Consider the following 21,466-nt stretch of genomic DNA (forward strand, 5'->3'; position numbering starts at 1 on the left):
TCGGCCGGCTTCACTTCTTCTGCTCCACGGGGCCCTGGCTCTCTTCGGCACCACCTGCCGTGGCGGGGTGCACGATCGCGCCGACGGTCGGGGTCGCGCCGCCGTCACCCGGAGTCACGACACCCGCGCGTCGTAGCGCGGCGATCACCAGGACCCGGAGCCGCCTGCCGACCTCGAACTGCTTGCCCGGCAGTGTGCGGGCCACCATCCGCAGGTTCACCGTGTCGAGTTCGATGCTCTCCACGCCCATCAGCTGCGGTGCGTCGAGCACCAACTGGCGCAGACCCTCGTCCTCCATCGCCTTCTGCGCCACCTCGTGCAGTAGGTCGTTGACCTTGTTCAGATCGGCCGCCGCAGGCACCGGCACGTCGATCACCGCGCGTGCCCAGTCCTTCGACAGGTTCACCGTCTTGACGATCTGGCCGTTGGGGATGGTGAGCATCTCGCCCTCGGCGGACCGCATCTTGGTGACGCGCAGCGTGACATCCTCGACGGTGCCCTCGGCGGGCATCGCGATACCGGCGACCGTCAGGGCGACGAGGTCACCGAAGCCGTACTGCTTCTCGGTGATGATGAAGAAGCCGGCCAGCAGATCCTGGACTATCCGCTGGGCGCCGAAACCCAGCGCGGCGCCGAGCACCGCCGCGGGGGCGACCAGGGACCCGACCGGGATCGCCAGCGCATCGGTGATCTCGACCGCGACCACCACAAACAGGATCGCGATCGAAACCCACGAAATCACCGAGGCGACGGCCTGGCGGTGTTTGGCGCTCTCCGAGCGCACCAGCTGGTCGCTCTCCTGATACTCGGCGTCGATGCGGCGGCTGATGCGCTGAGCGACCCAGTTGATGAAGCGCGCGGCCAGCAGTCCTGCTATCAGCAGCAGCGCGATGTGGATGCCGTTGGTGAGGATCCACCGACCGATATCGCCCTGCCAGAAGCCGGACCAGCGTTCTGACGTCGATACTGCGAGTAGCGAGTTAATCGTCATCTTTCCTGTTGCGCCAGCGGATTCCCGCCTCCAGGAACCCGTCGATGTCGCCGTCGAGCACGGTGGCCGGATTGCCGACCTCGAAGTCGGTGCGCAGATCCTTCACCATCTGGTACGGGTGCAGCACGTAGGAGCGCATCTGGTTGCCCCACGAACTTCCGCCGTCGCCCTTCAGCGCGTCCATCTCAGCACGTTCTTCGCGGCGTTTGCGTTCCAGCAGTTTCGCCTGGAGCACTCGCATCGCCGAAATCTTGTTCTGCAGCTGCGATTTCTCGTTCTGGCAGGTGACGACGATTCCGGTCGGGATGTGGGTGAGCCGGACGGCCGAGTCCGTCGTGTTCACCGACTGCCCGCCGGGACCGCTGGAGCGGTAGACGTCGACGCGCACGTCGCCCTCGGGGATGTCGATGTGGTCGGTGGTCTCGGTGACGGGCAGCACCTCGACCTCGGCAAAGGACGTCTGACGGCGGCCCTGGTTGTCGAACGGGCTGATCCGCACCAGCCGGTGGGTGCCCTGTTCGACCGACAACGTCCCGTATGCGAACGGCGCGTGCACGGCGAAGGTGGCGCTCTTGATGCCGGCCTCCTCGGCGTAGGAGGTGTCGAACACCTCGACGCCGTAGGAGTGCTGTTCGGCCCAGCGGATGTACATCCGCATCAGCATCTCGGCCCAGTCGGCGGCGTCGACGCCGCCCGCGCCGGACCTGATGGTCACCAGGGCCTCACGTTCGTCGTACTCGCCGGACAGCAGCGTGCGGACCTCCATCGCCGCGATGTCCTCGCGCAGCTTGGCGCGCTCGACATCGGCTTCGACCGCGGCCTCCGAACCGCTCGCCCCTTCTTCCTCCGATGCGAGTTCGTAGAGGATCGGCAGGTCGTCGAGGCGCTGGCGCAGTTCCTCGACCCGGCGCAGTTCGTTCTGGGCGTGCGACAGCTCGCTGGTCACCTGCTGGGCATGGGCCTGGTCGTCCCACAGGGTCGGGTCCGACGCCTCGTTCTCGAGCTTGTCGATCCGGGCACGCAGACCGTCGATGTCGAGCACCCGCTCCACCGTGGTCAGCGTGGTGTCGAGGGCGGCGAGGTCGGCTTGACGGTCGGGATCCACGAAAGTCGAGGGTACCGGTCAGCGGGCGGATTCCCGCCTGCCGCCCGCCGGGGACCGCCCCGCCGCCCGCCGCACCGGTTCTCCGCGACTTCCCGCGACGCGGCGGGTCACCCGGCTAGCATCGATGGCGGTTACCAGCCCGGCCGCGCCGTGACAGCCCCTCGCGGGTGACCGGGCAAGCGACAGAAGGCTGCCCATGCAGAAGCGCCCCTATCACGTGGCGATCGTCGGCTCCGGTCCATCCGGTTACTTCGCCGCCGCGTCACTGCTCAAAGCCGCCGATCTCGACGACGCCCCCGATGTGCGGGTCGACATGCTCGAGATGCTCCCGACACCGTGGGGACTGGTGCGGTCCGGCGTCGCGCCGGATCACCCGAAGATCAAGTCGATCAGCGCCCAGTTCGACAAGACCTCCGGCGATCCGCGGTTCCGGTTCTTCGGCAACATCGCCGTCGGTGAGCACGTGCAGGCCGACGAGCTGACCGAGCGGTACGACGCCGTGGTCTACGCCGTCGGCGCCCAGTCCGACCGGTCGCTCGGCATTCCCGGTGAGGACATCCCGGGAAGCGTCGCCGCGGTGGACTTCGTCGGCTGGTACAACGCCCACCCGCACTTCGAGCAGATGGGCCCTGACCTGTCGACGGGACGCGCGATCGTCGTGGGCAACGGCAACGTCGCCCTCGACGTGGCCCGCATCCTGGTCACCGACCCCGACGTGCTCGCCAACACCGACATCGCCGACCACGCGCTGGACTCGCTGCACGCCCGCGGTGTCGAGGAGGTCGTCGTCATCGGCAGGCGCGGGCCGCTGCAGGCCACGTTCACCACGCTGGAACTGCGCGAGCTCGGTGCGCTAGAGGGTCTCGGCGACGTCGACGTGATCGTCGACCCGGCCGATTTCGCCGGCATCACCGACGAGGACCTCGAAGCCGCGGGCAAGACCGTCAAACAGAACATCAAGGTGTTGCGCGGCTACGCCGACCGCGAGCCTGCCGGCGCCAAGCGTCGCATCGTGTTCCGGTTCGGCACCTCCCCGATCGAGATCAAAGGCGACGAGCACGTCGAGTCGATCGTGCTCGGACGCAACGAGCTGGTCGAGGAGAACGGCCGCATCGTGGCCAGGGACACCGGTGAACGCGAGGAACTGCCCGCCCAGCTGGTGGTGCGGGCGGTGGGTTACCGCGGGGTGGCCACCCCGGGCCTGCCGTTCGACGAGAAGACCGGCACCATCCCGCACACCGACGGCCGCGTCGACGGCAGGCGCAACGAGTACGTCGTCGGCTGGATCAAGCGGGGACCGTCGGGCGTCATCGGCAGCAACAAGAAGGACTCACAGGCGACGGTCGACACGCTGCTCGCCGACCTGTCCGGTGCGCAGCTCGCCGACTTCGACGCCGACCACTCCGAGCAGCTGGTCGAGTGGCTGCTGTCGCGGCAGCCGAAGCTGGTCACCGACGACCACTGGCGACTGATCGACGAACACGAGCGCACGACGGGCGAGTCGGCGGGCCGGCCGCGCAGGAAGCTCACCAGCGTGGCCGAACTGTTGCGTATCGGCCACGGCTGAGCGTTCAGGAGTAGGTCTGCGGCGGGGGCGGTGGCGGCGCCTCGTCCGAGCCGAAGCCCCACTTGTCCGGGTTCTTCGTCGAGTACACCACCGGGATGAGTTGACCCATCGCCGGCCACTGCTCGACGTCGACCGCCATCCGCTGGTAGACGACGTGCTCGTTGACCGTGGGCCCGTTGATCACGCCGGTGATCGTGACGAACTGCTCGCCCGTCGCGTCCGGGCGCGGGCTGACGCCCGTCACCAGCAGCGTGCCCTGAGCCAGTTCACCCTTCATCCCGCGCCGCCGCATGATCATCGGCCCGATCAACAACGCGAGCGCACCGACCATGAGCAACAGGATTCCGAATTCCCACACCCGGCCATGGTAGGACTGCTGCCATGACCGCGGCTCCTCCTGACGATCTGACGCTGGCTCTGCGGCTTGCCGACCAGGCCGACGCGGTGACCGTGGAGCGCTTCGGCGCGATGGACCTGCATGTCGACACCAAACCCGACCTGACCCCGGTGACCGACGCCGACCGCTCCGTGGAGGCGGCGCTGCGCGACACGTTGTCCGCCGAGCGGCCGGGCGATGCGGTGCTGGGCGAGGAGTTCGGCGGTTCGGCGGTCTTCACCGGACGGCAGTGGGTGATCGACCCCATCGACGGCACCAAGAACTTCGTCCGCGGCGTACCGGTGTGGGCCACGCTGATCTCCCTGTTGCACGACGGTGTGCCCGTCGTCGGCGTGGTGAGCGCACCGGCGCTGCAGCGCCGGTGGTGGGCGGCGGCGGGCGCGGGCGCCCACCTGTCGGTGGCGGGCGGACCGGCGCGCCGGTTGTCGGTGTCGTCGGTCGGTGACGTGGCGGCCGCCAGCCTGTCGTTCTCCAGCCTGTCCGGCTGGGCCGATCTCGGTCTGCGCGACCGGTTCATCGGCCTGACCGACGCCGTGTGGCGGGTGCGCGGCTACGGCGACTTCTTCTCGTACTGCCTGCTCGCCGAGGGCGCCGTCGACATCGCGGCGGAACCCGAGGTCTCGCTGTGGGACCTGGCCGCGCTCGACATCCTCGTGCGTGAGGCGGGCGGTTCGTTCACCGGTCTCGACGGCACCGCGGGACCACACGCGGGAAGCGCCGTGGCCACCAACGGCCTGCTGCACGGCGCGGTGCTGGCGGCACTGCGCGACTGACGGTCGCCGAGTGTGAAACCTCGGCGACTTTCGGGCCGGATTCTCGCCGTGGATTCACACTCGGCGTTCGTCGGCCAGGCCTCGGGCCATCAGGCGGGCGGTGTAGCGCACGGTCTCGTCCCAGGTGAACCGGTGCAGTTCGTGCCGGACGGTGGTGAACTGGTTGGCCAGCCCGGTGATCGTCGACCACAGCGCCGCCAGGGACAGATCCGGGTCCCGTGCGCCTGCGGCCTCGACGACGTCACGCAGCGCCGCCCACACGTCGCCGGCCGCGGTCAGGAGTTCCTCGTCGACGGGTGACTCGTCGCGGGTCAGCGAGAGGATGTCCAGGTCGCGACCGAATTCGACGTACATGTCGCGGTAACGCGACGCGACGGCGACGAAGATCGTCTCGAAGTCGTTCGTCGCGTCGAGCTCCGCGCGGACGTCGGAGAGGAAACCGGTCAACCGGTGCGTGTACATCGCCGAGTACAGCGACTCCTTGGTGGGGAAGTACGTGTAGACGGTGCCGAGCGCAATTCCCGCGCGCCGGGCCACTTCTCGCATCTGTAGCGCCTCGAGGCCCTGCTCCTCGAGCAGCATGAGGCCTGCGCGAACGATGTCGCTCCGCCGCGCCGTCCGGTCGCCCCATCGAGTCTGCACGTCGACCCCTCCTCGAGATCGGGGGATTTTCACCCACCCGGTCGCGGACGGTCAAGCGTGCGATCCCGCCCGTGTTGACGGAACCGTGTGGGCGACGGCAATATGAACATGGTTCATTTTACCGGAAGGCTGAGCCTGGATGTGGCGATCGACCATGGCGCACAGACGCTCCGAAGCCGTTGCGGGGTGGTTTCGGGGCAGTCCGGCGACGCGGATCGGCGGGCCGGTCGCCGCTGCACTGCTGGGTGTGTCGGGTCTCTTCGGCGGCCTGGATCACGTCCCGCTCGCCGAGCGGGTCGACGTCGTGAACCCGGGCAGCGAGGTGACCGTGCAGCCGTTCGCCCTGACATGGAAGCGGGCTGTCGCCGTCGACGAGATCGCCGGCGTCCTCCGGCCTCTCACCGCCGGGCACCACCTGATGGTCGTGTTGCTCGACGCGCGCAACCTCAGTGGGCGATCGGTCCGCAGTCTTCTGCTGCTTCCACTTTCCCGGGCGGAGTCGTTCCGGGACCGCAACGTCGTCGTGCTCGACGACCGGTTGGCCCCGCGCACCGCGACGCTGTATGACGCCGACACCGACACCGTGGTCAACGTGCTCAGTCCCGGGTTGACCTACCGTCTGGCGATCGTGTGGGAGTTCGGCGGAGCGGTGCCGGACCGCTTGCCGCTCGGACTGGCCGAGTTGACCCTGCGCGGTGGGTCCGTCTCGCCGGACGTGCTCGAGTGGGAGGACCCCGACGAGGCCGCGACGGTGACGCTGCCGGTGGTCGACGGCACGACGGAACCGGCGTGAGTCGCACGGCGCGAATCGGTGTCGGCGTCGCGGTCGTGGCGGCACTCGCACTCGGGCGCGCGATCGACACCGTGGTGCCTGCGGTCACCGACACCCGCCCGTTCGAGCATTCCGGCGGCGTCGGTGACCGGGTCCGGCTGGCATACGCCGACATCACGGTCGATGCCGTCCACATCGCCAGGCGGGTGGACAACGGTTCCCGCCGCCTGGGAAGTCCGGGCAGATGGTTGGTGGTGGATGCGACGGTGGTCGCCCGGGGGCGCCCGCTCGCCACCCCGGGCGTGTGGTTGCACGACGCCCGCGGCCGCACGTTCTCCGCCGACCCCCGGTCGGGTTACGCCTGGGTCCCCGCGCCGACAGGGGTGCGGTGGCGGGTGCGGATTCCGTTCGAGATCCCGGAGGACGCGCTGGCGGGAGCGATGCTCAGGTGGGCGCGAAACACCAAGGACGACAGGCGCGACGACGTGGCGGAGGTCGACCTCGGCATCGACCGCGACGAAGCGGCAGAACTGTGGCACACCGACGAGACGATGGAGATCACAGAGCCCGGGATCGTCGCGTCGTGACCGATTGGCTCAGGAGGAACCGATGGGGCCTGCTCGCGCTGCCCGCCGCCGCGGTACTCGCCGTCGGTGCGAATACACAACGCGTACAGAACTATTGGTGGGAGAACGACCTGCGCCGCGCGGCCGCGACCGGAGTGCCCGGTGAGTGGGTCACCTGGACCGACTCATTCGACGACTCCGCGGGCCGCGGAACCCGGACTCTCCGAGTCAAACTCACCGCCGTCGAACCGGCCGGCGATCCCGCGGACGCCGGCCTGCCGTCGGATCTCACCGCGTGGCAGGTCACTCTGCACTTCGAGGCCGCGCCCGATCAGGTGCTGCACGGCTGCCTGCTGGCGCTGCGCGACGAGGACGGCAACCGCTACGAATACCGATCCACCGCCGACTCCCTCGGTCAGGACGACTGGCCGTGCCTCCCCGGACAGCGTGTCGGACCGCGACCCGCGCTCACGCCGGGACGACCGCGGGCCGCCACACCCGGTGAGCACAGACCACCGGGCTGGACCACCCGGCCGGTCGTGCTGGTGCCGCGCTCGGCGAGGATCACCGAGGTCCTGATGTGGTGGGAAGAGCCGGATCATCTTGTGGTGCGGGTGAACTGACCGCGCCGAGCACCCGGTCGACGGCCGCGGCGAGCAGCACGGCCATCAGGACCAACATCGCGGCGTTCTCGATCGCTCCTTCGATCGGCGCCCACAGCACATAGGTGTCGCTGTCGACGGGCCCGACCACGATCCGCCAACCGGCACTGATGAGATACGGAGCGCGCATCGCGAGCATGGTCGCCAGGCCGAAGACCAGCATCGGCACCAGGCCGGCTCTTGCCATCATGCGCAGGCCGTGGAACAGCGCAGCGAACCGGGATGCGACGTCGTCGGTGAGCCCTCCGACGGCCTGCACGATCGGCGGCGGCACACGCTTGGCTCGCGAGAGCCACGGGTGTTCGAATTCCGGCGGTGGAGCCAGCTTATGACCCAGCACGACGGCACCGACTGCGAGCCAGGCGAGCGGCACGATCACCACCGCGTCGAACGAGTCGAGCACATCTCCCAGCCAGGTGGTGGTCGTCGTCAGCGGATGCCCCAGTGGTCCGAGACCCTCGACGACACGGTCGGACAATTCAGCCAGTTGCGCGACAGCCACCCGGTTGTGCAGCCACTCCTGCGCCGCGGCCTTCTCCCCCTCGATGTAGCCCGCGACATTGGCCGACCAATACACCTCGACCAGTGCGCCCATGATCGCCAATCCCAGGAATCGCCTGCGCTTCTCGAAGCTGCCGAGCAGGAAGCGCAGTACCCAGGCGGCGACGACGAGACCGGCCACGAGCCACCAGTCGTTGAGGAAGACGCGGCTGAAGTCCGCTCCTGCGCCCGTCCGATAGAAATCGGTCTGGCCGAGTTCCTCCACGCCTGCCTGGTTCGTGAAGTACGCGACGTCCTGGCTGAGCAATCCGTACGCCACGTATACGGCGAAGAACGGCACCACCATCGATGTTGCGACGTCGACCAATCGACGTTCGCGTCCCGTCGTGGCGTCGGCCGGCGCCGCACTCGCCAGTACCCGTTCGGAGTTCGGCAGGTCGTGGCGCAGCACGTGCAGCATGGCGATCATCGCGACGAGGAAGCCGAGTGGAGCGAAGACGACCAGGCCGTGTCCCAGCCAGTTGACCCGATCGCTGACCTCGACCGCCGCCCAGAGCGCTGCACCGCGAAAGGCGACGCCCACCAGCGCAATCGAGACGAGCACCGGCCAGTTCCGGCCGAGCAACCGCATCGCGTCGACCATCACGCTGACAGCGTCGCGCAGAAAACCCCCCGCAGTTCTCACGATCTCATGGTACTGACTCAGGCGATGCCGGGCCTTGCCTCGGCGGTGATGGCGGCGCATCATGATGAGCGCCGTCGATGAATCAGCGGTACGGGTTGAATCGGCGAAGGTCGGGGGATCGGCCGAATGCCTCGGGTATGTCGGTACCGCACCGGGTGACGCTCCCCCGGTGTGGGACCGCCGCTCATCACAGATCGACCACCACGGGCTCAACGGGTTGTGCGCAGCAGATGAGGACGTTGCCCTCGGCGGGCGGCTCCAGGGGTTCGGGGTCGTAGCTGACAGATCCCGAGAGCAGCGGCGTCTCGCAGTTGTGGCACACCCCCGTGCGACACGACCACCGGGTCGGGACGTCGCAGGCTTCGGCGAATTCGAGCAGGCTGGTACTCGGCGGACCCCACGGCGCCGAGATGCCGCTGCGGGCGAATTGGACAGCCGGGCCAGGCCCGCGCGGCCCCTCGGGCACATGGGGACGACGTGCGGCCGCCGCGACGATCCCGGGCGCGAGCGACACTGCGGCGCCGAATATCTCGGTCCGAACGCGGGCGGAACCGAGGCCTCTGGCGACGAGGTCGGCGCCCAACTCCGCCATGAAGCTCGCCGGCCCGCAGAGATACGCGTCGGCGTCGTTGGGCAGGTCGATCCGGCCGACGGCCTCGGATGAGAGGCGGCCCCGGACGTCGTAGTCGACGCCGGCCCGGTCGCCGGATGCCGGGCTGCTGAAGAACACCCGGGAGTGGCTGCCCGGCAACTGCTCGAGCAACGCGCGACTCTCCTGCGCGAACGGATGCTCAGATCCGTTGCGGGCTCCGTGCAGCCACCAGACAGGCCGCGCCGACTGCGCGTCCGCGAGCGCATGCAGCATGGAGAGCACCGGGGTGGCGCCCACTCCGGCTGACAGCAGGATGACCGGAGTGTCGCCCTCGGCGAGAACGAATGTTCCGCGGGGCGCGGCGACGTCGACCAGATCGCCGGTCGCGACGTGCGCGTGCAGGTGACCGCTCGCGACCCCGTGCGGCTCGCGCTTGACACTTATCCGGTACTCGCCGGAACCGGCTCGGTTCGACAGGGAATAGTTGCGGATCACGGAGCCGTCCGCGGTGGGCAGACGCAGCGTGATCGCCTGGCCGGGGAGCCATTCCGGTAATGGCGCACCATCGGGATCCGCGAGCGTGATGGAACGGACGAGGCGGCTCTCGTCGTGGACGGCGCGCACACTCAGCGGCCGGAAGCCGGCCCATGCCGGCGGCGGGCTGCCCGCTGCGGCCGTGAGGCCGACATTGCCCGCGGCGCCGCCCTGTTCGGCCAGGCTCTGCAGCGACGTCCGCCAACCCGGGCTCAGTGCTGGGATGCGCAGGGCGCGGTGCAGCTCGTCGCGCGGATGGCCCGGCAGGTACAGCAGTGCGTCGATCTCGGCGACCGTGACCTGCTCAGGGGCGGAGCCGACCTTCACGATCTCCTGGCCCGCCTCGACTTCGCCCTCGGTGATCACCCGGCAGTAGAAGCCGGGGCGACGGTGTGACACCAGGAGCGCGGCCATCCTCGGCTCGCCGATGCGCAGGCCGGCCCGGTAGCAGGTGACCCGTGGTTGGGTGACCTCGAAGACCGCATCGCCGATCGCGAAGCGGTCCCCGATGCACACCTCGTCGTCGGGTAGCCCGTCGACGGTGAGATTCTCACCGAGCATCCCAGGCACGAGGTCGTCTCGGCCGAACTCCTCGGCCCAGTGCCGGTACGCATCAAGTTGGTAGACCAGCACGGCGCGGTTCTCGCCGCCGTGCCCACCGAGGTCCCCCTGGCCGTCCCCGTCGACGTTCAGCCGCCGGACCATGCGCGGACCGGTGACGGGGTGCTTCCAGGCGCCGGTGTACACGGTTCGGTCGTTCCAGGCGACATTCCTGGGCAGACCGACGTTCACCGACATCAACGTCGCCATACCGACCACTCTCGACCATCGACCGCTCCTCGTCAGGGCAACGCCGTTAACATCGGGCGGTGGGGCTGAAGTACATCGATCCGGGCCGCCCGGCGACACGGCCGATTCGTCTGATGGTTCGGTTCGGCCGGTCCCCCGCGGGGCAGCTGTTCGCCCGTCACGTCGCGGCGCGGACGGATGTCTGGCTGAGCCGGGCGTCGCGGGGACGGCTGAATTCGGGGATGTTCAGCGTGCCGTCTGCGCCGCTGACGACGACGGGCGCCAGGACCGGGCTGCGACGGACGGTGCAGATCGCCTACTTCCACGACGGCGACGACGTCATCGCCATCGCCTCGAATTTCGGCGGCGAGCGCGACCCGGCCTGGTACCGGAATCTCGTCGCACACCCGCGCTGCACGCTCGGCGGGCAGCCCTTCACCGCCCGTGAGGTGACCGATGCGGCAGAGTACGACCGCCTCTTCGCCGTGGCCGAGCGGTACTACGGCGGATACGCCGACTACCGGGCCAGGACCGCGCTGATCGGTCGACGGATTCCGATCCTCAGATTGACGTCCGCGGAGAACGGCTGACAGGCAACGTGTTCATGAGGCGAGCGCACCTGCCTGCCGACGGGTGATGCGGCCGGTTCGGTGCAACCAGCGGATCGTATCGGCGTAACTGCTTCTCACGTCTCGAAGCGCGGGGCCAGGCGACCCGGTGCCCGGAGCGGAGGTGGCCGGCCATGCCGTTGCGAGTTCCATCGTCTCCGCCGACAGCGGCAGGTGCAGAGGCACCCGGTCGGCGGCGCGCCCGAGTGCCCGCAGGAAGGCGCCGTTGAGGCGCATTCGCCGGACGCGGCGTCCGGTGAGGTCGTCGAAGAGTGCGATGAGTTCGCACCAGCGCAGGAAGTGGCCGTTGACGACGCGGCGTCCGGGGCGGCCATCGAAGGCGGAGGCGCTGATGAGTGCGGCCAGGTCCCGGACGTCGATGACCTCGTATCCCGAAGTGGTGTCGGGCACGAGTTGGGACACGAACCCCCGGACCGCGCGGTTGCCCTCGGACAGGCCCGGGTCGTCCGGACCGATGACGCCGGGCGGATACAGGGTGGTGACGGGCGCGCCGTCATCCTGCAGCGCCCGCACGTAGCTGTCACCCGCGGCCTTCGACCGGGCATAGGCGCCGCGCGCCACTGCGGGTCCGGATCGCGCGTCGATCGGCGCTCCCGGCGTGAACAACGCTGTCTGACTGGACAAATACACAATCGCGTCAATACCCCGGTGCACCGCTCCCCCGATCACCAGTTCGGTCGAGCGCACGTTCACGGTGTGCATCTCGCGGCCCCGGTGGGTTCGCGGGGACACGTCCGTCGCGACGACGGCCGCACAGTGCACGACGGCCTCGACGCCGCTCAGCGCCGTGTCCACCGCGGCCGGATCCGTCGCATCGCCGATGATCACATCACCCGGACATCCTGTGCCGTAGACGCGTTCGGCCTTCGCACGGTCACGGACAAGCAGTCGCACATCGTGTCCATCCGCGCGCAGCGCGCGCACGGTGTGCGACCCGACGAAGCCGGTGCCGCCGGTGACCAGGCAGAGCATCAGCCGCGCCGGTAGGTGTCGTCGAGGCGATTCGGGAAGCCCGCGGCACACTGGAGCACACGGGTCGCCGTCACACCGACCATGATGACACTTCGCTTCGAAGCGGAATCGCGATCGCCGAATGTGCTTGTCCGTCAATTGATTGGCTCACGTAGGCTGCCGATGCGAATCGATGCGATGGCGCCGCGGGGGCAGCGCGGTCGTCCGGTCGCCGCTCGATCCGGTCTACGGGAGGGAACCTCGATGGCTCAGCCGGACGTCATCTTCGATCCGTTCTCGGCCGAGTACTTCGCCGATCCGCACAGCGTCTACCGGCGGCTGCGCGACGAGGCGCCGGTCTACTACAGCGCCGAGCACGACTTCTACGCTCTCACCAGGCACAGCGACGTCGCGGCGGCGTACCGCGACTTCCGGACGTTCTCGTCGACGGGAGGCATCGACCTGGCGATGGTGAAATCCGGCGAGCCGCCGCCCAGTTCCATCCTCTTCATGGACCCACCCGAACACCGGCGGATGCGCGGCCTGCTCGCCAAGGCGTTCACACCGAGCGCCGTACGACATCAGCGCTCGACGGTGACCGACCTGGTCCGAAAACATCTCGGCGCTGCGGATCCCCGCCGATTCGACGTGGTGCAGGACTTCGCGGCACTGTTCCCGGTCGAGGTGATCACCAGGATCACCGGTGTGCCCGAACAGTTCAGCCAACAGGTGCGGCACTGGATAGACGAGGCGCTGCACCACGACCCGGGGCAGCTCGAGCGCACCGAGACGAGCATGGCCGGATTCGTGAACGTCGCGATGTTCTACTTCAACCTGGTGCAGCAGCGGCGTGCAGAACCGCACCGGGACGACATGATCGGCACACTGATCGCCGCCGAGGTCGAGAGGGACAACGGCGAGCTGAGCAGTTTGGACGACCTGGAGATCGCCGGCTTCGCCACGCTGTTGGGCGGGGCAGGCGCGGAGACGGTGACCAAGCTGGTGGGCAACGCCGTCGCGGTGTTCGCCGATCATCCGGATCAGTGGCGCATGCTCGTCGAGGACCGGAGCAGGATCGGATCGGCCGTGGAAGAGGTGCTCAGATACGAGGGGCCCGTGCAGCACAACATCCGTTGCACATTGCGGGACATCACCCTGCACGGGGTGACCATTCCGGCGGGCAAACCCGTGCTGCTCTGCGGCGCCTCGGCGAACCGCGATCCGAGGGCGTTCTCCGATCCCGACACCTTCGACATCGACCGCGATCACTCCGAGGCTCAGCAACTCGGACTCGGATTCGGGGTGCACATCTGTCTGGGAGCCGCCCTCGCCCGGATGGAGACCGCGATCGCACTTGACCATCTGCTCGACTTCATGCCCCGCTACGACGTGCTCTGGGACGAGGCCAGACGGATCAGCTCACCGAACATGTCGGGATGGTCGCATCTGCCGGTCGCGGTACACCGCTGACCGCCCGCTGATGTTCATCGCACTCCGACCGCACGCGGAAAGGACTGGATGCTCGACGCCATAGCCCGGGCGGTCATCGCCGCACCCAGACGTGTGCTCGCGGTGGCCGTCACGGTGATGGCGTTCGCCGGCGTCCTCGGCGCACCGGTCGGCTCGATGCTGTCGGTCGTCGGATTCAGTGATCCCGGTGCGGAATCCAGCCGTGCCAACCGGATACTCGTCGACGATCTCGGCCAGGGTTACGTCCCGCTCTACCTCCTCGTCGAAGCCCCAGGACCGGTCTCGGCGCCGCAGGCACGGGCGGTGATCGACGATGTGGTCGCCGACCTGCGGCGGGCCGACGAGGTGGCGCGGGTGAACTCCCCCTTCGAGGTGCCCGATCCCGTCGCGGCCGGGCTCGTCAGCCGGGACGGCCGTTCGGCGCTGCTCGTCGCGTTCCTCGACGGAGACGAGAGCGAGGGACTCGCCAACGCACCGGCCGTGCAGGAGCGGTTCGCCGGGGATCTCGGCGCCGGGATCACGGTCTCGGTGGGCGGACCGGGCGCCGTGTCCGCGCAGATCGCCGAACAGAGCCGCAGCGACCTGACGCTCAGCGAGGCGATCGTGCTGCCGCTGAGCTTCCTGGTGTTGATCTGGGTTTTCGGTGGTGTGATCGCCGCACTGATCCCGCTCGCGGTGGGGGCGTTCGCGATCGTCGGAACGACTGCCGTGCTCCGCGGACTGGCCGAGATCACCGAGGTGTCGATCTTCGCCATGAATCTCGCGGTGGCACTGGGACTCGCCCTCGCGATCGACTACTCGCTGCTCCTCGTGAGCCGCTACCGGGAGGAGATAGCGTCCGGGCTCGAGCCACCCGAAGCCGTCCGGCGGACCCTGCGCACCGCGGGCCGTACGGTCGTCTTCTCCGCGGTCACCGTGGCGCTCGGGTTGGCGACGATGGCCGCTTTCCCCATGAGTTTCCTGAGGTCGTTCGCCTACGGGGCGGTCTCGGTGGTGGCGCTCGCGGCGGTGGCCGCACTGGTGCTGGCGCCTGCGGCGATCCTGTTGTCCGCAGGCCGGATCGGCAAGGCCGGCCGACGCGGCCCGCTCACCGAGAGCCGCTGGTATTCCTGGACGCTCGCGGTGATGCGCCGGCCGAGAACGGCTGCCGCCACGGCGGTGATCCCGTTGATCCTCGTCGGCTTACCGTTTCTCGGCGTCGAATTCGGTTTCCCCGACGATCGCATCCTGCCGACGTCGACCGAGGCGCGTCAGGTCGGCGATCGTATTCGCGCCGACTTCACGCAGGAGGCCGGGGCGGCGACCGCGATCGTGATCACCGGCGTCGACGGCGTCGACGCCGGACTGCTCGACGCCTATGCCGCCGAGCTGTCCCGGGTGCCGGGCGTGGCAACGGTTTCCGCGCCGCGGGCGATCTATGCACGCGGGGCACCGGTGGCGCCTCCTCTGAAGGCCGTCGAGCGTGCAGACGTCGCGCTGATCACCGTCAGCTCGGCGGCCTCGCCGTACTCCCCTGAATCGAAGGCGGTGCTCGAGGAGCTGCGGGCCGTGCCGAAACCGGCCGGCGCCGGCGTGCTGTTCACCGGCGCCGAGCAGTCCAACCACGATGCGGTGCAGTCGATCGAGTCGAAATTGCCGCTCATGCTGGCGCTCATCGCGGTGGTGATGTTCGTGCTGCTGTTCGCCCTCAGCGGGAGCCTGGTCATACCGCTGAAGGCGTTGGTGCTCAATGTGTTGTCGCTGACGGCAACCTTCGGAGCGATGGTGTGGATCTTCCAGGACGGACACCTGGGCGGCCTCGGAACGACGGCTACGGGGACGCTGCAGGCGAACATGCCGGTGCTGATGTTCTGCATCACCTTCGGTCTCTCGATGGACTACGAGGTGTTCCTGATCTCCCGGATCCGGGAGTTCTGGTTGGCCTCCGATCGTACGGACGCCGCGAACACCGAGTCGGTGGCGCTGGGGCTGGCGAGCACCGGGCGGATCGTCACCGCCGCGGCGTTGATCATGGCGATCACGTTCGCCGGCCTGATCGCGTCGCAGGTGGCGATGCTGCGCTTCTTCGGACTGGGACTGACGGTCGCGGTGCTGGTGGACGCGACGGTGATCAGATCGGTGCTGCTGCCGTCGGTGATGGTGCTCCTGGGTCGGTGGAACTGGTGGGCGCCAGCACCATTGGCACGTCTGCACACGAGACTCATCGGCGCCGACGACCGACTGTCCAGGAGCGGGTGATGCCTACCGGTTCACCGCCGGCTGCGGTAGATTTCAAGAGAGTGCCGTTCTCGTATCGGCAGAATCTCGTTCTTCACGGTGATCCGGGGGTGTCGACGTGACCATTCAACGACTCAGCGGTTTCGACACCAGCCTCTTGCGACTGGAGACCGCCGCCGAGCCCATGACGATCTCGGTGATCCTGGAGCTCGACACGTCGACCATGCCGCGCGGATACCGCTTCGAGACCTTCCGCGAAGACCTGCTCGAGCACATCGGAGCGGTGCCCGAGTTCCGGACGATGCTCTCCGACCGCCGAACGGACCTGGGCAACCCATTGTGGGTGCAGGACCGCGACTTCGACGTCGACCGGCACCTGCACCGCGTCGAACTGCCGGCGCCCGGCGGACGGCACGAGTTGTCGGAGCTGGTGTCACGGCTCGTCGCCGTGCCGCTCGACCGCACGAGGCCGCTGTGGGAGATGTGGATGATCGAGGGCCTGTCGGACTCGGCCTTCGGCACGGACGGGCGCATCGCCGTGCTGACGAAGATCCACCACAGCATGCTGGACGGTTCCGGTAGTCGCGATCTGTTCTCCCGGCTGCTCGGCACCGATCCCGATCCCTCGCCGCCCGCCCCGGTGCCGGATGCGGCTCCCCCGAGCCGCACGGCGATCGCCCGGGACGGCCTGGCGCGCATCGGCCGTCGCATCCGGCACTTCTTCACGGCGGTGCTGCCGGCGAGTGCGACGGCACTGGTCAAGGTGGTCCGCCGGACCGCCACCGGGCGCGGCACCACCGGCGTCCTCAGCGCGCCGCGAACGCCGTTCAACGGCGACATCACCACGCGCCGCGCCGTCGCGTACACCGGGCTGAGTCTCGATGACGTCAAGGCTGTGAAGAACGCGTTCGGAGTGAAGGTCAACGACGTGGTGCTCGCGGTGGTGTCGGGTGCGATCCGTCGCTATCTGGTGGATCGCGACGCGCTCCCGGAGGAGGCGCTGGTCGCGATGATCCCCATCGGGGTCGTCGACGAGTCGGACCTGTCGGGCGGCAACAACATGTCGGTGATGTTCTCCAGCCTGCACACCCACGTGGAGGACCCGGTGCAGCGGCTGCTGGCGGTCGCCGCGGCGACTGCGCGCGCCAAAGAGGCCAGTGCCGACATCGTCGGCACGCTGGTGCGGGACTGGGCCGAGTGCGCCCCGGGCCTCATGGGTGCGGTGACGTGGCTGTACGCCCGCTCGGGGCTCAGCGGCCGCCGGCCGTGGTTCAACCTGTCGCTGTCCAACGTCATCGGCGCGCTGGAGCAGTCCTACCTGCTTGGGGCGACGGTGCGCCGGATCTATCCACTCGGACCGGTCCTGAACGGAGTCGGCCTGAACGTCTCGGTGGGCACCTACTACGGACACTTCGACGTGGGACTGGTGGCGTGCGCCGACCTGCTGCCCGACGTCTGGGAGCTGGCTGACGGCCTCCCGGTTGCGCTCGCCGAACTACTATCTGCTGCCGACGAACTCACTGCGAAGAGCTCTTAGGCCGCGCGGCCTTCGGCGTCAGGCGGAAACGGAGGCGCTCGGCACCGAGCCGGCGCGCGCCTCGGCGAGGATCTCGTCGTAGTCCCATCGCGTCGGCTTGGGCATCCCGATCGGGGTCCACTTCGTGAACCACCAACCGTTCGGATGAGCCTCCTCGGCGGGTGCGATCCCCAGCTGCGCCCGCACCTCGTCGAGAGGCTTGTCGAGCAGCTCCTCCCACGGTGCCGCCACGATGAGGTCGGCGCGGCTTCCCCGCTCGAGTGCCTCCCGGTAGACGCGCACCTTGTGTCGCATCGACGCGCCGGGGATGGTGATGGCCATCAGATAGCCGAGCTTCTTCAGCGGGCCCGCGGGTTCCATTTGCCCGCAGTGCAACCCGATGGTGGCGACCTCGCCGGCCATGTCCGGCCCGTAACCGCCGAGAACGTGGTGGATGTCGTGCAGGGCGGTGGTCCGCACCATGAGGTAGTAGAAGTCCTCGGACCAGTTGTACTTCTCGGCGAGCGGACGAATCACCTTGTTCTCCTGGAACACCCCGGCATCGAGCCGGTTGGACCGGAGGAAGGTGCGGTATGCGTGACCGACAGTTCCGGGTGGCAGCGATGCCAGGTAGTCGTCGTCGCGCAGCACCGCAAGCAGGTCGGGCTTGTCCCGCAGCAGGATCCGGCCGGTGGGGTGCGAGCGCACCTGGTAGTACGACCGCGCGTACTGAGCCGCCTCCATGGCGAGGTAGGCGACGTAGACCTGGTCGATGTGATGACCGGTCAGGATGAAGCCGCGCCAGCACTTCAGGACTGTCAGCCAGCTCTTCTGGTCCGGCACGATCCCGTCGGGATTCGAATACTCGTCAGCGCGCGCAGCGGCCTCGGTCGACGACATCAAACGTCCCTCCCCGGATTTGCGATGTTCACCGACCCTACAGCGGTGACCACTCCCCCGCCAAGGTTTTGCCGGCGCGGAAGCCTGCGCGTAATTAATAGCCACACTGGTCAATTCGCGATTCTCGGGCCTGAACGATGCGGGGACGAGCGGATTCACGACAACGCTTACGGCAGGGGCTACCGTGAGACCGACGACGGCCTATGCCCACAGCGCCGCGGCCGCGGCCGGACCGGCTTCGGCAATTGCGTCGGTGGACCGCTCGCCCGGGGTGAACACCACCGGGATGCGGCGGTATCCGCGGGTGATCGAGTTCCCGTGGAAGTCGGCTGCGTCGCCGGGAGCGAGCGAGAGTTCGGGCATCCGTCGCAACGCCTGCTCGACGCCGATGCGGAACTCCAGCCGCGCGAGATTGGAGCCCAGACAACGGTGCACACCCGCACCGAAGCCGAGGTGCCGGTTCGCCGTGCGATCCAGCAGGCAGCGGTCCGGCTCCGGGAAGGCGTCGCCGTCCCGATTGGCTGACGCGTAATTGACCACAACCGACTCTCCGGGATGGAACGTGTGCCCGCTGACTTCGACTTCCTTCGTGACGGTCCGCGGGATGCCGTGGATGGAGCCGGCGAATCGGAGGAACTCCTCGATGGCCTTCGGCATCAGGTCGGGTTCGCCGATCAGCCGATCGCGATCCCCGTGATGCGCGGCGAGGTGATGGAACGCGTATGACATCGCGTTCGCCGTCGTCTCCAGCCCTGCCTGGACCAGCAACATCGCGTTGGAGACGACATCCTCGAAACGAAGTCTCTCGCCGTCGATCTCGGCGCTGAGGAGGACGTCGATCATGTCGTCCCGCGGTGTCTGGGTGGTGCGCAGCGACACCGCATCGTGGATGTGCTGATAGAGACCGCCCCACGCCGTCATCCGATCCTGCTCGGTCACACCGTTCAAGGCGCGGTCGGCCAGTTGCAGACACAGTGGGACATCGTCGACGGGCATGCCGAGTAGGTACTTGAAGAAGACGATCCCGGGCTGCCGCCAGGCGATCTGCGCCAGGTCGCCCTCCCCCGCCTCGATGAACTCGTCGATCAGCAGGTCGGTCTCGGCGCGGATCTGCGGGCTCAGCGCCTTCATCCGCGCCGGTGAGAAGTAGGGGTTCAGAACCCGGCGGAACTTCTGCTGCCGTGGCGGATCGAGGGTGATGACGAGGTCGCCGGCGAGATGCTCGGCGCCCTCCGGAGTCGGATTGCTCGAGAAGTGTTCCCAGTCCTGCAGGATCTGATGACATTCCCGGTAACGCACGGCGACCCAGGCGCCGCCCGGCGACGGCGCGAGGAACGGCGTGTCGGTGTGGGCGAAGGGGCCGTTGCGGCGCATGACGGCGTACACGTCGTAGAGGAACCCGTCGTCCTGGAAGTCGTCGTGCCGAAGGTCCCAGTCGGCGGCATGCGATTCCGGCGGCTTCGGCACGTTTGCAACTCCTACCTGTGTCCGGCCGTGCGGCATCGTCGTCGCCGTCTCCCGGCAAGTACGACAGAGCTACGGCTCCCTCTCACTGACTATAGTCATTGAAACAGCCGTCACGGAACCTCTCGTCACGGTCCGAGTTGCTGCCCAGCGCGATTCGGCCGTCCACCGCCGCGCTTTAGGTTTCGATGACCCCAGTCAGCAAAGTGCCTCCCTGCACGAATCCGGCGCCGGGACCAGCTGTGACGTTCACGACAGAACGGGCGTACCTTACTCTGGAGTAAGATACGGTCGCAGGTACCGCCCGACGAAGTGAGGCTGTCGTATGACCAACACCCTGCCGTCCAAGAACGGCTCAGAGCCGAAGCGTCCACGGCGCTCCGGACGTGAGAGCGCCATCGGCCTGCAACGCCCCAAGCGGACGGCGACCTCGGTCGGGTTGGCCCTGGTCACGCCCCTCGTCGGCCAGGAGTTCCTGGACCGGCACGGGCTGCGTGATCCGCTCAATCGCGGCCTGCGCTACGGCGTGCGGACGGCGTTCTCGGCACTCGGCGCCTCCACCCGCCAGTTCAACCGGGTGCAGGGTCTCGGCAAGCCGCCGACGCGACTGAAGCCGAGCGGCGCGGATTACTTCGACCTCACGCCCGACGACGACCAGAAGATGATCGTCGAGACCGTGGCGGAGTTCGCCGAGGAAATCCTCCGCCCGGCCGCGCACGACGCCGACGCCGACGCGGCGTACCCGGCGGATCTCATCGCCAAGGCCGCTGAACTCGGCATCACCGCCGTCAACGTGCCCGAGGATTTCGATGGCATCGCCGAGCACCGCGGCACCGTCACCAACGCGCTCGTCGCCGAAGCCCTCGCATACGGCGACATGGGACTGGCGCTGCCGATCCTGGCCCCCGGCGGAGTCGCGTCCGCACTGACCCACTGGGGCAGCGCCGACCAGCAGGCCACTTACCTCAAGGAGTTCGCCGGCGAGAACGTGCCGCAGGCGTGTGTCGCGATCGCCGAACCGCATGCGCTGTTCGACCCGACCGCCTTGAGGACCACCGCGGTGCGCACCCCGAGCGGCTACCGGCTGAACGGAGTGAAATCCCTGGTGCCTGCCGCGGCCGACGCCGAACTGTTCGTCATCGGTGCTCAACTCAACGGCAAGCCCGCCCTCTTCATCGTCGAGTCGGCCTCCGAAGGGCTGACGGTCAAGGCCGACCCGAGCATGGGCATCCGCGCCGCCGCGCTCGGCCGTGTCGAACTCGACAACGTCGCGGTCCCGCTTGGCAACCGTCTCGGCGAGGACCAGGCCACCGATGCGGACTACTCGGAGGCCATCGCTCTGGCCCGATTGGGCTGGGCCGCACTGGCCGTCGGCACATCGCACGCCGTGCTCGACTACGTCGTGCCCTACGTCAAAGAACGTGAGGCCTTCGGTGAGCCGATCGCGCACCGGCAGTCGGTGGCATTCATGTGCGCGAACATCGCCATCGAACTCGACGGGCTACGGCTCATCACCTGGCGCGGCGCCGCACGCGCCGAACAGGGCCTGTCCTTCGCCCGTGAGGCGGCACTGGCCAAGAAGTTCGGCACCGACAAGGGCATGCAGATCGGCCTCGACGGCGTCCAGCTGCTGGGCGGTCACGGATTCACCAAGGAGCATCCGGTGGAACGCTGGTATCGCGACCTTCGTGCGCTCGGCGTCGCCGAGGGCGTCGTCGTCCTGTAACGGCAACCTAGAGACCA

Annotated in this window: 19 protein-coding genes; 10 read left to right on the top strand and 9 right to left on the bottom strand. The window is 68.4% G+C overall.

Annotation, left to right across the window (positions count from 1 at the left end):
* Positions 1 to 10: 10 nt before the first annotated feature.
* A complete protein-coding gene (locus H7I41_RS08950) occupies positions 11 to 991 on the bottom strand; it encodes a mechanosensitive ion channel family protein (RefSeq protein WP_264012203.1) in 981 nt (326 codons plus the stop codon).
* Entirely contained in the window at positions 981 to 2,096 is a 1,116-nt protein-coding gene (prfB, locus tag H7I41_RS08955; protein ID WP_264012204.1) for a peptide chain release factor 2, read from the bottom strand. Before prfB ends, H7I41_RS08950 begins: the two co-directional genes overlap by 11 nt.
* Positions 2,097 to 2,292: 196 nt before the next feature.
* Here prfB and H7I41_RS08960 point away from each other — a divergent pair, with 196 nt between their 5' ends.
* Positions 2,293 to 3,663, top strand: a complete 1,371-nt coding sequence (locus H7I41_RS08960) for an FAD-dependent oxidoreductase (RefSeq protein ID WP_264012205.1) — start codon at positions 2,293 to 2,295, stop codon at positions 3,661 to 3,663.
* Positions 3,664 to 3,667: 4 nt separating this feature from the next.
* Here the strand turns inward: H7I41_RS08960 and H7I41_RS08965 are convergent, their stop codons facing one another.
* Positions 3,668 to 4,021, bottom strand: a complete 354-nt coding sequence (locus H7I41_RS08965; RefSeq protein ID WP_264012206.1) for a hypothetical protein — start codon at positions 4,019 to 4,021, stop codon at positions 3,668 to 3,670.
* A 23-nt stretch (positions 4,022 to 4,044) separates the two neighbouring features.
* Between H7I41_RS08965 and hisN the strand changes: the two genes are divergently transcribed.
* Positions 4,045 to 4,833, top strand: a complete 789-nt coding sequence (gene hisN / locus H7I41_RS08970) for a histidinol-phosphatase (protein WP_264012207.1) — start codon at positions 4,045 to 4,047, stop codon at positions 4,831 to 4,833.
* A gap of 54 nt (positions 4,834 to 4,887) precedes the next feature.
* On the opposite strand, the gene H7I41_RS08975 is transcribed toward hisN, so the two are convergent.
* A complete protein-coding gene (locus H7I41_RS08975) occupies positions 4,888 to 5,475 on the bottom strand; it encodes a TetR/AcrR family transcriptional regulator (RefSeq protein WP_264012208.1) in 588 nt (195 codons plus the stop codon).
* A 154-nt stretch (positions 5,476 to 5,629) separates the two neighbouring features.
* Between H7I41_RS08975 and H7I41_RS08980 the strand changes: the two genes are divergently transcribed.
* The 3 genes from H7I41_RS08980 to H7I41_RS08990 are packed head-to-tail and all read left to right on the top strand — an operon-like array spanning position 5,630 to position 7,436.
* Complete coding sequence (locus tag H7I41_RS08980; RefSeq protein ID WP_264012209.1) at positions 5,630 to 6,268, top strand: hypothetical protein; 639 nt, start codon at positions 5,630 to 5,632, stop codon at positions 6,266 to 6,268.
* Positions 6,265 to 6,834, top strand: a complete 570-nt coding sequence (locus H7I41_RS08985; RefSeq protein WP_264012210.1) for a hypothetical protein — start codon at positions 6,265 to 6,267, stop codon at positions 6,832 to 6,834. The genes H7I41_RS08980 and H7I41_RS08985 overlap by 4 nt, the downstream gene beginning before the upstream one ends.
* The gene (locus tag H7I41_RS08990; protein ID WP_264012211.1) at positions 6,831 to 7,436 is read left to right on the top strand and encodes a hypothetical protein; all 606 of its coding nucleotides are present in this window, start codon (positions 6,831 to 6,833) and stop codon (positions 7,434 to 7,436) included. Before H7I41_RS08985 ends, H7I41_RS08990 begins: the two co-directional genes overlap by 4 nt.
* Here the strand turns inward: H7I41_RS08990 and H7I41_RS08995 are convergent.
* Both H7I41_RS08995 and H7I41_RS09000 read right to left on the bottom strand, forming a co-directional pair.
* On the bottom strand, positions 7,378 to 8,661 hold the full coding sequence (locus H7I41_RS08995) for a hypothetical protein (RefSeq protein ID WP_264012212.1): 1,284 nt from the start codon (positions 8,659 to 8,661) through the stop codon (positions 7,378 to 7,380). The genes H7I41_RS08990 and H7I41_RS08995 overlap by 59 nt on opposite strands.
* Positions 8,662 to 8,848: 187 nt before the next feature.
* Positions 8,849 to 10,597 (bottom strand): MOSC and FAD-binding oxidoreductase domain-containing protein, encoded by a 1,749-nt coding sequence (locus H7I41_RS09000; protein WP_264012213.1) that lies wholly within the window; start codon positions 10,595 to 10,597, stop codon positions 8,849 to 8,851.
* A gap of 59 nt (positions 10,598 to 10,656) precedes the next feature.
* On the opposite strand from H7I41_RS09000, the gene H7I41_RS09005 reads away from it, so the two are divergent.
* On the top strand, positions 10,657 to 11,166 hold the full coding sequence (locus H7I41_RS09005) for a nitroreductase/quinone reductase family protein (protein WP_372503710.1): 510 nt from the start codon (positions 10,657 to 10,659) through the stop codon (positions 11,164 to 11,166).
* Between the two features lie 12 nt (positions 11,167 to 11,178).
* On the opposite strand, the gene H7I41_RS09010 is transcribed toward H7I41_RS09005, so the two are convergent.
* Complete coding sequence (locus H7I41_RS09010) at positions 11,179 to 12,177, bottom strand: NAD-dependent epimerase/dehydratase family protein (RefSeq protein WP_264012214.1); 999 nt, start codon at positions 12,175 to 12,177, stop codon at positions 11,179 to 11,181.
* 243 nt (positions 12,178 to 12,420) lie between these two features.
* Between H7I41_RS09010 and H7I41_RS09015 the strand changes: the two genes are divergently transcribed.
* From H7I41_RS09015 to H7I41_RS09025, 3 genes are all read left to right on the top strand, one after another.
* Entirely contained in the window at positions 12,421 to 13,626 is a 1,206-nt protein-coding gene (locus tag H7I41_RS09015; protein WP_264012215.1) for a cytochrome P450, read from the top strand.
* A gap of 48 nt (positions 13,627 to 13,674) precedes the next feature.
* Complete coding sequence (locus tag H7I41_RS09020) at positions 13,675 to 15,864, top strand: MMPL family transporter (protein ID WP_264012216.1); 2,190 nt, start codon at positions 13,675 to 13,677, stop codon at positions 15,862 to 15,864.
* 97 nt (positions 15,865 to 15,961) lie between these two features.
* Complete coding sequence (locus H7I41_RS09025; RefSeq protein WP_264012217.1) at positions 15,962 to 17,380, top strand: WS/DGAT/MGAT family O-acyltransferase; 1,419 nt, start codon at positions 15,962 to 15,964, stop codon at positions 17,378 to 17,380.
* Between the two features lie 18 nt (positions 17,381 to 17,398).
* Here the strand turns inward: H7I41_RS09025 and H7I41_RS09030 are convergent, their stop codons facing one another.
* Positions 17,399 to 18,259: a Coq4 family protein gene (locus tag H7I41_RS09030; RefSeq protein ID WP_264012218.1), complete on the bottom strand. Its 861-nt coding sequence runs from the start codon at positions 18,257 to 18,259 to the stop codon at positions 17,399 to 17,401.
* A gap of 201 nt (positions 18,260 to 18,460) precedes the next feature.
* Entirely contained in the window at positions 18,461 to 19,726 is a 1,266-nt protein-coding gene (locus tag H7I41_RS09035) for a cytochrome P450 (RefSeq protein WP_372503711.1), read from the bottom strand.
* A 322-nt stretch (positions 19,727 to 20,048) separates the two neighbouring features.
* Here H7I41_RS09035 and H7I41_RS09040 point away from each other — a divergent pair, with 322 nt between their 5' ends.
* Positions 20,049 to 21,449, top strand: coding sequence for an acyl-CoA dehydrogenase family protein (locus tag H7I41_RS09040; protein WP_264012220.1), 1,401 nt, complete (start codon positions 20,049 to 20,051; stop codon positions 21,447 to 21,449).
* The last annotated feature ends 17 nt before the right edge of the window (positions 21,450 to 21,466 follow it).

It is taken from the genome of [Mycobacterium] manitobense (assembly GCF_025821665.1).
In the GTDB taxonomy this organism is placed as follows: domain Bacteria; phylum Actinomycetota; class Actinomycetes; order Mycobacteriales; family Mycobacteriaceae; genus Mycobacterium; species Mycobacterium arseniciresistens.

Bases quoted from the DNA above. Each gene is read 5' to 3' on its own strand.
- H7I41_RS08950 (WP_264012203.1), bottom strand. From the start codon at position 991: ATGACGATTAACTCGCTACTCGCAGTATCGACGTCAGAACGCTGGTCC.
- H7I41_RS08960 (WP_264012205.1), top strand. From the start codon at position 2,293: ATGCAGAAGCGCCCCTATCACGTGGCGATCGTCGGCTCCGGTCCATCC.
- hisN (WP_264012207.1), top strand. From the start codon at position 4,045: ATGACCGCGGCTCCTCCTGACGATCTGACGCTGGCTCTGCGGCTTGCC.
- H7I41_RS08980 (WP_264012209.1), top strand. From the start codon at position 5,630: ATGGCGCACAGACGCTCCGAAGCCGTTGCGGGGTGGTTTCGGGGCAGT.
- H7I41_RS09000 (WP_264012213.1), bottom strand. From the start codon at position 10,597: ATGGCGACGTTGATGTCGGTGAACGTCGGTCTGCCCAGGAATGTCGCC.
- H7I41_RS09010 (WP_264012214.1), bottom strand. From the start codon at position 12,177: ATGCTCTGCCTGGTCACCGGCGGCACCGGCTTCGTCGGGTCGCACACC.
- H7I41_RS09015 (WP_264012215.1), top strand. From the start codon at position 12,421: ATGGCTCAGCCGGACGTCATCTTCGATCCGTTCTCGGCCGAGTACTTC.
- H7I41_RS09020 (WP_264012216.1), top strand. From the start codon at position 13,675: ATGCTCGACGCCATAGCCCGGGCGGTCATCGCCGCACCCAGACGTGTG.
- H7I41_RS09030 (WP_264012218.1), bottom strand. From the start codon at position 18,259: ATGTCGTCGACCGAGGCCGCTGCGCGCGCTGACGAGTATTCGAATCCC.
- H7I41_RS09040 (WP_264012220.1), top strand. From the start codon at position 20,049: ATGACCAACACCCTGCCGTCCAAGAACGGCTCAGAGCCGAAGCGTCCA.